At 69.8% G+C, this 14,569-nt stretch carries 16 protein-coding genes and 2 tRNA genes; 14 read left to right on the top strand and 4 right to left on the bottom strand.

From position 1 onward, the window contains the following. Positions 1-10 precede the first annotated feature (10 nt). The 7 genes from HKK72_RS12560 to HKK72_RS12585 all read left to right on the top strand — a co-directional run bounded on the left by HKK72_RS12560 (position 11) and on the right by HKK72_RS12585 (position 5,416). The gene (locus tag HKK72_RS12560) at positions 11-712 is read left to right on the top strand and encodes an energy-coupling factor ABC transporter permease (RefSeq protein WP_222720626.1); all 702 of its coding nucleotides are present in this window, start codon (positions 11-13) and stop codon (positions 710-712) included. Between the two features lie 11 nt (positions 713-723). Next, the gene (locus HKK72_RS39830) at positions 724-1,032 is read left to right on the top strand and encodes a PDGLE domain-containing protein (protein ID WP_222720627.1); all 309 of its coding nucleotides are present in this window, start codon (positions 724-726) and stop codon (positions 1,030-1,032) included. A gap of 39 nt (positions 1,033-1,071) precedes the next feature. Continuing rightward, positions 1,072-1,854, top strand: coding sequence for a cobalt ECF transporter T component CbiQ (gene cbiQ / locus HKK72_RS12565; RefSeq protein ID WP_261986755.1), 783 nt, complete (start codon positions 1,072-1,074; stop codon positions 1,852-1,854). Further along, the gene (locus tag HKK72_RS12570; protein WP_187234502.1) at positions 1,839-2,591 is read left to right on the top strand and encodes an energy-coupling factor ABC transporter ATP-binding protein; all 753 of its coding nucleotides are present in this window, start codon (positions 1,839-1,841) and stop codon (positions 2,589-2,591) included. Before cbiQ ends, HKK72_RS12570 begins: the two co-directional genes overlap by 16 nt. A 157-nt stretch (positions 2,592-2,748) precedes the next feature. Then, positions 2,749-3,717: an ATP-binding protein gene (locus HKK72_RS12575; RefSeq protein ID WP_187234503.1), complete on the top strand. Its 969-nt coding sequence runs from the start codon at positions 2,749-2,751 to the stop codon at positions 3,715-3,717. A gap of 20 nt (positions 3,718-3,737) precedes the next feature. After that, positions 3,738-4,913 carry a hypothetical protein gene (locus tag HKK72_RS12580; protein WP_187234504.1) on the top strand — a complete coding sequence of 392 codons (1,176 nt, stop codon included), beginning with the start codon at positions 3,738-3,740 and terminating at the stop codon, positions 4,911-4,913. A 35-nt stretch (positions 4,914-4,948) separates the two neighbouring features. Continuing rightward, positions 4,949-5,416 carry a ribose-5-phosphate isomerase gene (locus HKK72_RS12585; RefSeq protein WP_187234505.1) on the top strand — a complete coding sequence of 156 codons (468 nt, stop codon included), beginning with the start codon at positions 4,949-4,951 and terminating at the stop codon, positions 5,414-5,416. A gap of 81 nt (positions 5,417-5,497) precedes the next feature. Here HKK72_RS12585 and HKK72_RS12590 read toward each other — a convergent pair whose 3' ends face one another. Continuing rightward, a complete protein-coding gene (locus HKK72_RS12590) occupies positions 5,498-5,722 on the bottom strand; it encodes a hypothetical protein (protein WP_187234506.1) in 225 nt (74 codons plus the stop codon). Positions 5,723-5,981: 259 nt separating this feature from the next. Between HKK72_RS12590 and HKK72_RS12595 the strand changes: the two genes are divergently transcribed. Beyond that, positions 5,982-7,100: a PP2C family protein-serine/threonine phosphatase gene (locus HKK72_RS12595; protein ID WP_187234507.1), complete on the top strand. Its 1,119-nt coding sequence runs from the start codon at positions 5,982-5,984 to the stop codon at positions 7,098-7,100. 81 nt (positions 7,101-7,181) lie between these two features. Here HKK72_RS12595 and HKK72_RS12600 read toward each other — a convergent pair whose 3' ends face one another. Next, positions 7,182-8,669, bottom strand: a complete 1,488-nt coding sequence (locus HKK72_RS12600) for a beta-N-acetylhexosaminidase (RefSeq protein ID WP_222720629.1) — start codon at positions 8,667-8,669, stop codon at positions 7,182-7,184. A gap of 696 nt (positions 8,670-9,365) precedes the next feature. Here HKK72_RS12600 and HKK72_RS12605 point away from each other — a divergent pair. After that, the gene (locus tag HKK72_RS12605) at positions 9,366-11,093 is read left to right on the top strand and encodes an ExeM/NucH family extracellular endonuclease (protein WP_187234508.1); all 1,728 of its coding nucleotides are present in this window, start codon (positions 9,366-9,368) and stop codon (positions 11,091-11,093) included. A 64-nt stretch (positions 11,094-11,157) separates the two neighbouring features. Here HKK72_RS12605 and HKK72_RS12610 read toward each other — a convergent pair whose 3' ends face one another. Next, on the bottom strand, positions 11,158-11,460 hold the full coding sequence (locus HKK72_RS12610; protein ID WP_187234509.1) for a hypothetical protein: 303 nt from the start codon (positions 11,458-11,460) through the stop codon (positions 11,158-11,160). Positions 11,461-11,689: 229 nt separating this feature from the next. Between HKK72_RS12610 and HKK72_RS42115 the strand changes: the two genes are divergently transcribed. The 4 genes from HKK72_RS42115 to HKK72_RS12630 all read left to right on the top strand — a co-directional run bounded on the left by HKK72_RS42115 (position 11,690) and on the right by HKK72_RS12630 (position 13,704). Continuing rightward, positions 11,690-12,097, top strand: a complete 408-nt coding sequence (locus tag HKK72_RS42115; RefSeq protein WP_187234510.1) for a DUF2795 domain-containing protein — start codon at positions 11,690-11,692, stop codon at positions 12,095-12,097. A 126-nt stretch (positions 12,098-12,223) separates the two neighbouring features. Continuing rightward, entirely contained in the window at positions 12,224-12,688 is a 465-nt protein-coding gene (locus HKK72_RS12620) for an SRPBCC family protein (RefSeq protein ID WP_187234511.1), read from the top strand. Between the two features lie 177 nt (positions 12,689-12,865). Further along, positions 12,866-13,318: an HIT family protein gene (locus HKK72_RS12625; protein ID WP_187234512.1), complete on the top strand. Its 453-nt coding sequence runs from the start codon at positions 12,866-12,868 to the stop codon at positions 13,316-13,318. Positions 13,319-13,365: 47 nt separating this feature from the next. Then, positions 13,366-13,704 (top strand): hypothetical protein, encoded by a 339-nt coding sequence (locus HKK72_RS12630; RefSeq protein ID WP_187234513.1) that lies wholly within the window; start codon positions 13,366-13,368, stop codon positions 13,702-13,704. Positions 13,705-14,146: 442 nt separating this feature from the next. Here the strand turns inward: HKK72_RS12630 and HKK72_RS12635 are convergent. After that, a tRNA-Gly gene (locus tag HKK72_RS12635) sits at positions 14,147-14,220 on the bottom strand. A gap of 271 nt (positions 14,221-14,491) precedes the next feature. On the opposite strand from HKK72_RS12635, the gene HKK72_RS12640 reads away from it, so the two are divergent. Then, positions 14,492-14,565, top strand: a tRNA-Pro gene (locus tag HKK72_RS12640). The last annotated feature ends 4 nt before the right edge of the window (positions 14,566-14,569 follow it).

Below are 14,569 nucleotides of genomic sequence, written 5' to 3' on the forward strand. Positions count from 1 at the left end.
AGGAGGCGGCATGCACGTACCGGATGGATTCATCGACGCACCGGTGTCCCTCGGCGCGGGCGTCGTCGCCGCCGCGGGGATCGCGGTGTGCCTGCGCGGCGCGCGCAGGGAGCTCGACGATCGCACCGCACCCCTCGCGGGCCTGACCGCCGCCTTCGTCTTCGCGGCGCAGATGCTGAACTTCCCGGTGGCCGCGGGGACCAGCGGCCACCTGCTCGGCGGCACCCTCGCCGCGATCCTGGTGGGGCCCTATACCGGCGTGCTCTGCGTGTCGGTCGTGCTCCTCGTACAGGGACTGCTGTTCGCCGACGGAGGGCTCACCGCGCTCGGAGTGAACATCACCGACATGGCGCTGGTCACGGTCGTGGTCGGATACGGGGTGTTCCGGCTGCTCGTGCGGGTGCTGCCCAGGTCGCGGGCCGCGGTGTCCGCGGCCTCCTTCGTCGCGGCGCTGGTGTCGGTGCCCGTGTCGGCGTTGGCGTTCACCGGCATCTACGCCCTGGGCGGCACCACGGACGTGCCACTCGGCACCGTCGCCGGCGCGATGATCGGTGTGCACCTCCTGATCGGCGTGGGCGAGGCGCTGATCACGATGGTCACCGTCTCGAGCGTGCTCGCCGTTCGCCCCGACCTCGTCTACGCGGCGCGCGGGCAGCTCCGCCGGCTGGAGCTCAGGAACGCACCGGCCCAGCCGTCCGGCGTGAGCGCCTGAGAAGGAGAGTCATGACCACCAGACGTTTTCTCACCGCCGGGGTCCTCGTCGCCCTGATCCTCGCCGGGATCGTCAGCTACTACGCGAGCAGCAAGCCCGACGGCCTGGAGAAGGTGGCGGCCGACAAGGGCATCAACGCCGAGGAGCAGCACCACACGTTCAAGGACTCCCCGCTCGGCGACTACGGGGTGAAGGGCGTCGACCACCCGCGGCTGTCCGGCGGCCTGGCCGGTGTCATCGGCGTGGGGGTCACCCTCGCCCTCGGCGGCGGCCTGTTCTGGATCGTCCGTCGCCGCACCTCAGAGCCTGAGCGCCAGTGAGAGCGTGAACGTGAACGTGAACTCGAGCGGAGCGAGCGGATGAGCGCGGCCGCGACCTCGATGAGCCGGCTGTTCCTGCCGGGGGCGACCGTCGTGCACCGGCTGCCGCCGCAGTGCAAGCTGGTGGCGACGGTCACGTTCGTGCTGGCGGTCGTGTCCACGCCCCGCGAGCAGGCGTGGGCCTTCGGCCTGTACGCTGCGCTGCTCGCCGCCGTGGCCGCGACGGCGCGCGTCCCCGCCGGGGTCATCGCGCGCCGGATGGCGATCGAGTTGCCGTTCGTGACGTTCGCGCTGCTGATGCCGTTCGTGGCGCACGGTGAGCGCGTCACGGTCGCCGGCGTCGGGCTCAGCGTCAGCGGGCTGTGGGGGGCCTGGAACATCCTCGTCAAGGGCACGCTGGGCGTCGTCGCCTCGATCCTGCTGGCGGCCACGACCGAACCCCGGGCGCTGCTACTCGGGATCGAACGGCTGCGGCTGCCGTCGCTGCTGACCCAGATCGCCACCTTCATGCTGCGGTACGCCGACGTGGTCCTCGACGAACTGCGCCGGATGAAGGTCGCCCGGGCCGCCCGCGGCTTCGAGGCCCGCGGCATCCGGGACGTCGGCGTGCTCGCCCGCTCGCTCGGCGCTCTGTTCCTGCGCTCGTACGAGCGTGGTGAGCGGGTCTATCTGGCGATGGTCAGCCGGGGCTACGAGGGCCGGATGCCGGCCCACCGGGACGTCGGCGCGTCCGGCGGTCAGTGGGCGACGGCCGCGGTGGTGCCCGCGGCTGCGGCGCTGGTCGCCGCGACTGCTTGGATGGTCCAGTGGACCCTTCTCTAGACGTGCGCGGGCTGGCGTACGGCTATCCCGACGGCACCCAGGCGCTGTTCGGCGTGGACCTCACGATCGAGCGGGGCGAGCGGGTGGCGCTGCTCGGCCCGAACGGCGCCGGCAAGACCACCCTCGTCCTGCATCTCAACGGCATTCTGCACGGGGGCCTCGGCACCGTACGGGTCGCCGGTCTCGGGGTGGACCCGAAGGACAAGAAGTCGCTCCGGGAGATCCGCCGGCGGGTCGGCATCGTGTTCCAGGACCCCGACGACCAGTTGTTCATGCCGACCGTGCGCGAGGACGTCGCGTTCGGCCCGGCCAACCTCGGCGTCCGGGGCGACGAGCTCGACCGGCGGGTCGAGTCCGCGCTGACCCGCGTCGGCATGCTCGAGGTCGCCGACCGGCCGCCCCAGCACCTGAGCTTCGGGCAGCGCCGCCGGGTCGCGGTTGCGACGGTGCTGGCGATGGAGCCGGAGATCCTCGTGCTGGACGAGCCGTCGTCGAACCTCGACCCGGCCGGCCGGCGTGAGCTCGCCGAGATCCTCACGTCCCTGGACGTGACCGTCCTCATGGTCACGCACGACCTGCCGTACGCGGCCGAGCTGTGCCCGCGCTCCCTCATCATGTCCGGCGGCCTGATCGTGGCCGACGGGCCGACGCCCGACATCCTCACGGACGACGGGCTGTTGCGCGCCCACCGCCTCGAGCTTCCGTTCGGCTTCGATCCGGCGGCCGCGGCTCGCTGACCTCGGCCTATCTGCCGGATCCGCTTGATTCGATCTTGATCTCCGGGGAGACTCGACCTCGAGGAACGACGATGGTTTTCATAATCATTCATAAATCACTCGGATGATCAAGTGTATGATCCAGTGCACGATCAGCCGATGATCAAGCGGAGGTACCGTGAAGATAGCGTTCGTCGGCAAGGGCGGCAGTGGAAAAACGACGCTGTCCGCACTGTTCGTGCGCCACCTCGCCCTGCGGGGTCGCCAGGTGGTGGCCATCGATGCCGACATCAACCAGCATCTCGGTGCCGCGCTCGGCCTCGACGAGCACCAGACGGCCGCGCTCCCGTCGATGGGCGAGCACCTCAGCGAGCTGAAGGACTATCTCCGCGGTGACAACCCCCGCATCACCTCCTCGGCCGCCATGGTCAAGACCACACCTCCGGGGGCGGGGTCGCGCCTGCTGCGGGTGGGCGGCGACGATCCGTTCCACACCAAGCTCGCCACCGAGGTCAGGGTGGGCGCCGGCTCGCCCGATGTCGCCCTCATGGCCACCGGGCCGTTCACCGAGGACGACCTCGGCGTGGCGTGCTACCACTCGAAGACGGGGGCGGTCGAGCTCTACCTCAACCACCTCGTCGACGGCCCGGGCGAGTACGTGGTGGTCGACATGACGGCGGGGGCCGACACCTTCGCGTCCGGGCTGTTCACCCGGTTCGACCTGCTGGTCCTGGTCGCCGAGCCGACCTGGAAGGGCGTCGGGGTCTACCGCCAGTACGTCGACTACGCCGCCGACTACGACGTCGCCATCAGTGTGGTCGGCAACAAGGTGCACGGAGAGGGTGACGTGGCCTATCTGCGCGAGCACGTGGGCGGCGACCTGCTGACGTGGATGGAGCATTCCGCCGCCGTTCGCGCGCTGGAGCAGGGCCGTGGCGACGTGACGCTGGAGGCCTCCAACGAGGCGGCGCTCGCGTGCCTGCTGGACGCGGTGGACGTCCGTCCCAAGGACTGGCCGAAATTCCACCGCCAAGCCGTCGAATTCCATGTCAAGAACGCGCGGAGCTGGGCCAACCGGGCCGTCGGCGAAGACCTCGAGGCGCAGATCGATCCGGACTTCACCGGCGAGGCCTACCGCCCCCAGTGATCGCGCACTAACCTTCCGGCATGGCAGCGCGGCGGACCCTCCCTCTCGTCATCAGTGCCGTCGGCCCGGTGGGCCTGATCGCTCTCGTGTTCGGCAACCAGTGGACTTTCGAGTTCCTCGCAAGGAAGGACATCGAGTACGGCGGTTTCGGGGGCCTTCTCAGGCTGATCCAGTTTCCGACCTGGCGGCTGACCACGAGGGGGAGTTCCGGTTTCTCCTACCTTGTGGTCATCGACCTCTCGCTGGTCCTCTTCCTGGCCGTCATCGGCCTGCTCGTCATGGCCGGAGCGCGCGCTCTGGAGCCGCGGCGCGGTGCGCCGGGTGCGCTCATCCTCGGCTGGTGGGCCACGGTCGTCGCGGGCGGCCTGATGGGCCTGGTGCGAGCCCTGCTCTACATCCCCGTCCAGGACTTCCCGGAAGGCACGAGGGCGAACCTCATCTGGAACGGCATCTACTCCGGCGCGGGCTTCGGGCTCTTCTACGGATGGTTGCCCGGCCTGGCCATGCTGGTGGTCTTCCTCGCCACCCGGCCCAAGGACGCCTCCGCACCCGCGCCGTTCGGCGGTCATGGTGCTGCGGGCCCGCAGGGGGCGCCACCGCCACCGCCCCCACCGGCGCAGCGGCAGGCGGCGGGAGGCTGGGGGGCTCAGCCGCCGGCGGCCTGGGGACCGCCGCAGTCACAGGCCGCCCACGCGCAGCCCGCCGGGTACCCGCCGCCGGGGCAGGCCCCGTTCAGGGGACAGCCGCCCCAGGGTGGACGGCCGCCGTACGGAGGGCAGGCGCCGTACGGAGGGCAGCCGCCCTTCGGAGGGCAGGCACCGCCTCCCGGCTACCCGCCGCACGCGGCGGCCGGGTATCCGCAGGCGCCTCCCGTCCCCTACCCCCCGCCGCCGGTTCCGTCGGCCGCCGATGGCCTGGCCGCAGCGCAGGACCCCGCGCAGGACGCAGCGCAGGAGTCGGTGGGCCAAGAGTCGGCTCAGGAGCCGGCGCAGGACACAGGCCAAGGCGAGACTTCGGCCGACCGCACGAACGAGACGGTCTCGGACACGGCCGGCGACGCGGGGCAGACGGTTTCGGAGACGCGCGAGCGCACGGAGACACGCGATGACGGGGAGGCGTCCGGGGGCGGTGAAAGAAATGGTCCAGAGCCCGCCGGGTCCGAACCTCCCGAGGATCGCCTTCCGCCCCCCACCTGATCCCGGTGCCGGTGGGACCTGACAGACTTCTCGGCATGCGCGTATTTCTGGGTTCCGACCACGCCGGCTACGAGTTGAAGCAGCACCTCGTCGGCTGGCTGGCCGCCCACGGTCACGAGCCGGTCGACTGCGGGCCCGTGGCGTTCGACCCCGCCGACGACTACCCGCCGTTCGTGCTGCGGGCCGCCGAGCGGACCGTCGCCGAGCCGGGCTCGTTCGGCATCGTCATCGGCGGTTCGGGCAACGGCGAGGCGATCGCCGCGAACAAGGTCGAGGGTGCGCGGGCCGCGCTGGCCTGGAGCGAGGAGACCGCGAAGCTCGCGCGGGAGCACAACGACGCCAATGTGATCAGCATCGGCGCGCGCATGCACGACCTCGACACCGCGACCCGGTTCGTGGAGCTGTTCCTCACCACGTCCTTCTCTGGCGAAGGACGTCATGTCCGGCGGATCGACATGCTCACGCACTATGAGAAGACCGGCGAGCTACCGCCCGTACCGTAGTCGAGGGTGCGGTGGTCCTGCTCCGTCGAAACTCAGGTCCAGGAGAGCGTGGCGCGCACACCTCTCCCTGCCACGCGAGGCCTAGCGCAGGGCCTGCCCGCCGCTGTGCCGCCCGCCCTGGTGACCGCCGCCCTGTTGCCCGCCCTGCTCTCTTGCCTGGCGCTTGCCGAGCCGCCGACGCTCGCCCTTGGCGGGCTTGCGCGGAGCCTGCGGCTTGGGCGGTTCATCGCCCTCAGCCCTCGGACGTGACACGTCTCGCGCTCGCATCGCCGCGTCCAGCGTGACGCGCATACCGGGCTGATTCATGACAGACGTCCTACCCCTCAACGGCCTCACCCACTCGTGGTCACGGCCGGGCGCCCTGGCGTACAAAGACGGCGCACGACGATCTGGAGGAGTCGGTACTACGCAACGCCATCGATCGTGATCGTGGCGCACACGCACTCGCGGGAAGTCATGCTGGTCGGCGACCGGTTACCTGCGTTAGGTGATTTATTCGTGACAAAGGGTAAAGGGTGTCGGGGATTTGAGCCAGGTCGGGCCGATGCTCGGTACAGTTCTCGGGATGCTCCAACGTCTGGTCCACCTGCTCCCGCCGGGACTGCGCGCCTACCTACGGCGCGTGCCCATTCTCGTGCGGATTTACCAGTGGCTCCGGAGGGGCAAACTCACCCGCGAGCGGAACATGTTCGTGGCGCTCGCGCTCGCCACCATCGTCATCGGCCTGATGGCCCCGATCTCGCAGACCTGGTTCCCGTCGAGCGCGATCGTGCTCACCGTGCTCGCGGGCGGGCTGCTGCTCCGCGTGCGCACGCTGAGAATCCTCCTCGCCATGGTCGCCGTCGTGCTCGTGTACGACGGCTTCGTGGTCGGCTGGCCACGCATGGGTCCCGGTGTGATCGTCACGGTGCTCGTCACGGCGGTGCTCGCGATCACCCTGGCCCAGACCCGGGAGCAGATCGGCGTCCAGGGCCTGCGCGGCGAGTACATGCTGCTCGAGCTGCGCGATCGGCTTCGCAAGCACGGCGAGATGCCCGAGCTCCCGACCGGCTGGGACTCCCAGGTGGTGCTGCTCCAGGCGGGCGGGTCGTCGTTCGGCGGCGATTTCGTCGTCTCGGCATGCGACGGCAAGACACTCGAGGTAGCGCTCGTCGACGTCTCCGGTAAGGGCGTCGACGCCGGCACCAGAGCCCTGATGCTGTCCGGTGCGTTCGGAGGCCTGCTTGGATCGGTCCAATGTGACCGTTTCCTCCCCTCTTGTAATGCTTATCTCCAGCGGCAGCGCTGGGACGAGGGGTTCGTCACCGCCGTACACGTGGTCGTTGATCTGGCCACGGGAGAGTACGTCGTCGAGTCCGCCGGGCACCCGCCGGCGGTGCAGTTCGACGCGCGCAGCGGAACCTGGCAGGTCAGTGCGGCCAAGGGCGTCGTCCTCGGGGTGGTCCCCGACCTGCGGTGCGAGCCCGAGAGCGGACTGCTGCGTCCCGGCGACGCGCTGCTGCTCTACACCGACGGGCTGGTGGAGTCGCCCGGCCGTGACCTCGACGCCGGGATCGACCGGCTACTGGGCGAGGCCGAGCAACTCGTGCCGCAGGGATTCCGCAAGGGGGCCAAGGAACTCGTCGAGACCATGGCCGCGGCCCGCGACGACGACTGCGCCCTCGTCCTCATCTGGCGCACCTGACCACGCTTCCCGGCCGTGATCGTACGGTCGCCCCCCGGCCGGCGCACGCGTGGCCGCCCCAGTTCGCCTGCGAGCGGTGCCTCAGCCCAGCCAGTCCACCTCGGGGGAGCGGTAGAACGCGGTGCCGGCGGCCGTCCAGCGGGCTCCGTGCGCGGCGAGCCGGTGACGGTAGGAGTCCCACGACCGCCCCTCGGCGGGTGACCAGCCGATCTCGGCGATCCCCGGCAACCGGGGGAAGACCATGAAGTCGATGTCCGCACGGCCGGTCAGCGTCTCCGACCAGAGCGGAGCCTCGACGCCCGCGATGTCCGGCTCCCCGACACCGTCGATGTGCGTCGCGGGATCCCAGGTGTAGGAGTCGCGCACGCCAACGTGGCCGGCCCAGTCCAGGCCGAGCTCGGTGCCGGCGTGGTACTTGCCGTCGAGGTAGGCGTGGTCGGCGGGGGACAGGATGAGCCGCGCGCCCTGGCGGGCCGCGTCACGGGCGGCCTGGGTGTACGGCTGCGATCCCTTGGCCGGCCGCCAGTACTGCACCAGCGCTCCTGGGGCGAGCGCCGTCGCGGCGGCCTCCTGCCAGACGACCGCGGTCTTGCTCTGCTCGGCGACGATCCGCTGGGCGCGTGCGAGGAACTCGGCGTAATCGGCGGGGTCGGTGCTGTGGGCCTCGTCACCGCCGATGTGGAGGTATGGGCCCGGGGTCAGTTCGGCGACCTCTTCCAGCACGTCGCCGAGGAACCGGTAGGTCACCTCCTCGCGGGCATGGAGCGAACTGAACCCGACCTCGATCCCGGTGTAGCGGTCGGGCGCCGGGCCGCCGGCGGTCAGCTCCGGATACGAGGCCAGCGCCGCGTTGGTGTGGCCGGGCGCATCGATCTCGGGCACGACGGTCATGTGGCACGCGGCCGCGTGGTCGACGATCTCCCGGTAGTCCGCCTTGGTGTAGTGGCCGCCCGCGCCGCCGCCGACCTCCGTCCCGCCGCCATAGGCCGCCAGCCGAGGCCAGCGGTCGATCATCAGCCGCCAGCCCTGATCGTCGGTGAGATGAAGGTGCAGCGTATTGATCTTGTACGCCGCGGCCTGGTCGATGAAGCGCTTGACGGTGCCGGTGTCGAAGAAGTGCCGCGCCACGTCGAGCATGACGCCGCGCCACGCGAACCTCGGGCGGTCGTCCACCCGTACGCCGGGGATCGTCCAGGGGCCGGGTCGCACGTCGGTGCTCTCGACGGCGGCGGGCAGCAACTGGCGCAGTGTCTGCACGCCGCGGAACAGGCCTTCGGCGGTGTGCGCGCTCAGTCGTACGCCCTCGTGACCGGTGCGCAGCAGATAGCCCTCCCGGCCCAGCCGTTCGGGACCGTCGAGAGACAGGGTGATGTCCCCGGTGGCCGGCCGGCTCGGCGGGTTCACGGGAAGGGCGTAACCGGTCGGGCGGCGCAGCAACGCCGCCAGCCGCGCGGCGACGGCCTCGCCGGGCCCGGCGGGCACGGAGATCTTCGCGTCGGCCGTGAGGGTGTAGGTCTCTGCGACGGTCGTCAGCGAAACGGGTTCAGGGATCACGCTGAGCGTTCGCACGAGGAGGAAAGTTATCAGTCGGACGAAACCAGACCGTCACCTCCCCGTAGCACATCGAGTGATCAGGCTCCGTAGCGTTCCTTCGTGGAGGCTGTGACGCGGCGGCCGACGGGTCCTCGCCCGATCCTCCTCGAGGGGCGGGGGCCTGGCCGGCCGGTGCGGCGCGGTGAATCGGCGCTCGCGCGGTGGTACCCCAGGGGTGGGGAGGCATCGCCGCGCGAGCGCCGGCTCCTCAAGGTCCCGTTCCGGTTCGGTAGATCTACTCGCCGAGGCCCTTACCGTCTCCAGGCCATGGATCCGGCATCTCGCGCCCTGCGCCATATTTCCCACTAAACAAGTTGTGTTGCTAGGAAATTCGCTTCATGATGGTGATGCGGCCGCCGGATCTGTTCACCGCCGGCGCGGGCATCGCCACTCGGCTCGACCGGTGCTCTCGTGGGCATGAGGGGCGGTCAATGCCGCCTCCGTCGTCAGGGGCGCTCTCACGGCGGAGGTTTCCGGTGGCCGGGGCGGCGGTGGCACGGACGTCCCGGTCACCGGCCGGCGGTGTGCACCCGCCCGGTATGTGGGCGCGGGGTCGCCTCAGACCACCCACCGCGACCCGGACCTCAGCGCGAGTGTTAGCGGTAAGTCTCGGTAAAGCCGCTATTCATCTCGGCCTACCTTGACGATGATCTCCCGCCTTACGCTCGGCGCATGCGCCGAAGAGCCGTCCTGACCGCCGCCGTACTGGCCGCGGGTTGCCTCCTCACCACCAACGCCCCACCGGCCGTGGCCGCGCCGGGCGCTCCTGTCGCCGGCCCGTCCTCCGCGGCCGCGTGTGACACGCCCGCCACGCATGAGATCGCGGAGGTACAGGGACCGGGTGACACCACCCCCCTCGCCGGTCAGACCGTACGTGTGGACGGCGTCGTCACCGGCGACTTCCAGCGCACCGACCAGCTCAGCGGCTTCTTCGTCCAGGACCCGACGCCCGACGCCGACCCCGCCACCTCGGACGGGCTCTTCGTCTTCTCGACGATGGAGACGAAGGTCGGCGACCGGGTCCTCGTCACCGGCCGGGCGGTGGAGTTCAACGGACTCACCGAACTGTCACCCGTGACCGCCGTCGACGTCTGCGGAACCGGCACGATCCAGCCGGCCGGCTACGACCTGCCGCGCGCCGACGGGGTCACCTTCGAGCGGAACGAGAACACCCTCGTGACGTTCCCGCAGCGCCTCACCGCCACCGAGCACTTCCAGCTGGGGCGGTTCGGAGAGGTGACCGTCTCGGCCCAGGGGCGGCTGTTCCAGCCCACCGACCGGAGCGGCGTCACGCAGGCCGGAAATGACCGGCGCAGGCTGCTCGTCGACGACGGCTCGACGCGGCAGAACCCGCCGACCGTCCCGTACACCTCGCCCCAGGCGCTGCGGCTCGGCGACACGGTCACCGGCCTCACCGGAGTGCTCCACTACGGCTTCAACCTGTACCGGCTGCAGCCGACCGAGCCGGTGACGTTCACGCGGTCCAACCCGCGGCCGGCCGCGCCCCCGGCGGTGGGCGGCAACGTGCGGGTCGCCAGCTTCAACACGCTCAACTGGTTCACCACCCTCGGCAGCCGGAGCGCCACCACCGCGGTGGAGCGGGATCGCCAGCTCGCCAAGCTCGTCGGCGCGTTGACCGGGCTCAACGCCGATGTCGTCGGGCTGATGGAAGTGGAGAACAACGGCGACGTCGCACTCGGTGAGCTCGTCTCCGCGCTGAACGCCAAGGTCGGCGCGGGCACGTACGCCTGGATCAAGCATCCCCTGCCGGGCACGGACCAGATCCACGTGGCCCTCATCTACAAGGCGAAGAACGTACGGCCGGTGGGCGCGGCGAAGTCATCGGCCGAGCCGGTGTTCGAGCGGCCGCCGCTGGTGCAGACGTTCATGCGCAAGCGCGCAAGCGTGCCGTTCACCGTCATCGTCAACCACTTCAAGTCCAAGAGCTGCGGAGACGCCACGGGCGCCGACGCCGACCAGGGCGACGGGCAGGGCTGCTGGAACGCCCGCCGCCAGACCCAGGCCGCGGCCATCGTCAGGCTGTCGACGAAGGTGCTCAATCCGCTCGTGCTCGGCGACCTCAACTCCTACTCCGAAGAGGACCCCATCAAGGTCCTCGAGCGTGGCGGGCTGGCCGGCCAGACCGAGCGCTTCGTACCGCAGGCGCAGCGCTACAGCTACGTCTTCGACGGGCAGGCCGGTGAACTCGACCACATGCTCGCCGGCCGGCTTCTGTCGCACATGGTCGCCGGAGCGTCGATCTGGCACATCAACAGCGACGAGCCGTTGATCCTCGACTACAACACCGAGTTCAACCCGCCGGCCCTGTACGCCCCGGACGCCTACCGCTCGTCCGACCACGATCCCGTGGTGGTGGGCCTCAGGCTTCCCGGAGTCTGACCGACGACGACGCGAGGTCCCATCGGCGCCGCCGGTGGGACCTCGTCGCGTTCAGAGCGTGGATTCAGAGCACCGACACCACGAGAGCGATCAAGCCGGTGACGATCCCGAGGACCGGCACGATCATGAGTGCGATCCAGGACCAGCTCACCAGCCGGCGAGCCTCCTCCGGCTCGGTGGCGAAAAGGGTCTCGGCACGGGTGTAGAGCAGCGCGGCGGCGAGCGTGGCCGGGACGAAGAGCAGGCCGATGACACCGAGAACGAACGCGAGCGCCTGCCCGTTCCTGGTGTAGGTGCCGTCCGGGCCGATCAGCGGGGCACGGCGCAAAGAGGCCGGCGAGTGGCCTTCTTGCGTTATAGCGGTCATTGTGGACCTCCGTGGGGCGGGGTGTCCGTGATCACATCACGGACGTCATCCCGGCACAAGATGTCGTGCGGTGCCGCCACCGTTATCCGCGTCATCGCGTCGGTCGCGCGGGCGCGGCCATGACTCCGTGAAGTCAGAGAGGGGTGTTTCCCCTGGGATCGCTGGGTAATGGTCGACGACATACTCGGCTCGGCAGAGCCGCGGCTCTCGGCAGAGGGGATTGATCGGGGTGGAAATCCAGCGACGCAGTGACAAGCACGGTCCGATCCGCGATGAGATCTTCAAGAGACAACCGGAGGCCATCGAGACCTACCTGGACGAGTGGCGAGATTCGGAGCCTCCCCGCGACGACGGACCCATCGCGGCTCTCGCGCCCGACGCCCACCACGCCGGCGGCGCACCGACCGGCATGACCTCCAGAGACGTCTCGGGACGTGCCGAGATCGCACGATGGCTCGAGTCCAGCGTCTTCCCGGCCACCGGTGAGCGTCTCGTCGAGAGCGCACGCGGGCTGCGTGCGCCCGACCAGGTCGTACGGGCGCTCGAGTCGCTGCCGCGGCAGGACGCCTTCCAGAACGTCCGCGAGGTCTGGCAGGGGCTGGGCGGCCGGAGCGAGGACCCGACGCACCGGGCGTGAGCCCATCGGCCGGCGCATCGGCGTTTGATGCCGGAGGCGTCGGGGATGGGTGGCTTCGTTCGCAATCCGCTATGGACGACCCCGGACTTTCGATGCGGTCCGGGATCGATCCCGAGGAGGAGACACATGAGCACGATCGAGAAGTCGATCGATGTGAACGTCCCGGTCCGCACGGCCTACGACCAGTGGACCCAGTTCGAGGAGTTTCCGCACTTCATGGAGAGCGTCGAGCGCATCGAGCAGACGTCTCCGACCCGGACGCACTGGGTGACGAGCATCGGCGGCGTGAGACGTGAGTTCGATGCGGAGATCACCGAGCAGCGGCCGGACGAGCGAGTGGCCTGGACCTCCATCGACGGAGCCCGTCAGGCCGGAGTCGTCACCTTCCATCGGCTCGGTGACGATCAGACGCGCGTCATGGTGCAGTTGGAGCATCAGCCCGAGGGCGTCATCGAGAAGGTCGGAGAGGTGCTCCACGTGGTCGAGCATCGCGTCAAGGGCGACCTGGAGCGGTTCAAGCACTTCATCGAATCGCGCGGGCAGGCGGGCGGCGCCTGGAGAGGCGAGATCGGACAGGATCCGACCCGTTGACGAGAATCCGACCGCATGACCGTCTGACCGTCTGACGGAGCGGTGAACTGCGGGGCCGGTGCCGATAGGGCACCGGCCCCCGCGTCTTCATGGACCGGTGGGATCCGTGCGCCCCGAGCGCATGACCCGGCACCGCATCGGTGACGCCGGACGAACCTCCTGCAATGCTCTGTGCACATGGGCGACGTGGACGGCTCGGACTGCGTGTTCTGCGCCATCGCGTGCGGCGAGGCCGAGGCGAGCACGGTGTACTCGGACGACCTCGCGATGGTGGTCATGACCCTCGGGCCGGTCACTCCGGGCCATGTCCTGGTGATCCCGCGCGTTCACGTGGTGGGGTTGGAGGACCTGGACGAGGAGACCGGCGCGCACCTGTGGAAGGTGGCTCACCGCATGGCAAGGGCGCTTCGGCGCTCCGGTCTGCGATGTGAGGGCGTGAACGTCTTCCTCGCCGACGGTGAGGCCGCCTTCCAGGAGGTCTTCCACCTTCACCTGCATGTGTTCCCGCGGTACGAGGGGGACGGCTTCCGGCTGGCCGCCGACTGGAACACCCGGACGCGGGCCTCGCTGGACGAGGACGCCGAGGCCGTCCGGACCGGGCTGGCGGCGCTCAACCGGCCCGGAGCATGATCGGTTCCTCCGACATCGCAGGCCCGGGTGCGGATACGCTTCGACTCATGAGCCTGGCCCTATGGCCCGTCTTCGAGGACAGCCGAGCCCATGGGCTGACCGACGAGGGCGTGACCTTGCTCGAGTCACCGCTCGCCGATCCGTTGCTGAGGTTCGACGCGTACGCCGCGCTGATGATCCCCGACACCTTCACCGGCGACCCGGACGAACTGGTCGGCGCCGAGCTGAGCTGGTACGAGCCGCGTGACGCGATCCGGACGATAGGCGACATACGGGTGACCCTCGGGCCTTCCGACCAGGAGCTGGCCGCCGCCCTGAACGCTCTCGAGAGCGTGCTCATGGCGGCGTCCGCCCGTGCCACGCGCTTCCATTTCACGGTGGCCTAGGCCCTGTTCCACCGCTCTTCAGTCGTGATCGGCCGGGGGCGGTGTGCAGGACGGTGACGGCGTCCTTGACGTGTCCTTGGCGGATGAGCAGCTTCGCCTAGGTTGGTGTGGTTCCTTCCGGCGCCACAGGCCGGCTGCAGGACCCCAACGGCCTCGTCCGATCGACCGGCATCAGCCAGCAGGTCGGACAGGCGCAGGCTTGGGTTTGAGCAGGACGGCGGGCCGCAGACTGTGGCGAAGGGAAGTCAGAATGGCGCAGCAGGCGTTCGTTCTGGGCGGCACCGGACAAGTGGGACGAGGCCGGCGGCCCCGTTCGTCGAGAGCGGCGGCGCGACCCGTGACCACCGTTCGCCGGGCGCAACGGGCACGGAAGCGGTAGAAGACCAAGTGAAGATCAAAGGCCCAGGTCCCGGGGACGCCGGTTGACCTGGGCCTCTGAGGTTGGAGCGGGCGACGGGAATCGAACCCGCGTAGCCAGTTTGGAAGACTGGGGCTCTACCATTGAGCTACGCCCGCGCGGCAATGAGCGACCAGAGCCTAGCCCGGTCACTCACCTGGGTAGCGTACCGGCTTCCGGGTGCACTTCGCGTCACGATTAATCGTGACCATGATCGCATGACCGGTGGCCGGTCAAGCTGCACTACCGGCAGGGGAAGGCCGCTCGCCCGCCGTGAGGATGAGGCCGACGGAGCCTCTGATGGAAGCGCCGCCGTCTGGATCGGCACTACACTGCTCAGGTCACCACCGCGGCGTGCACCCATACGGGCTTACGCCGTGCCGCGGTGGCCGGGGTGTGGCGCAGCTTGGTAGCGCGCGTGCTTTGGGTGCACGAGGCCGTGGGTTCGAATCCCGCCACCCCGACAGT

Source organism: Actinomadura sp. HBU206391, from assembly GCF_014323665.1.
Lineage (GTDB): Bacteria > Actinomycetota > Actinomycetes > Streptosporangiales > Streptosporangiaceae > Actinomadura_C.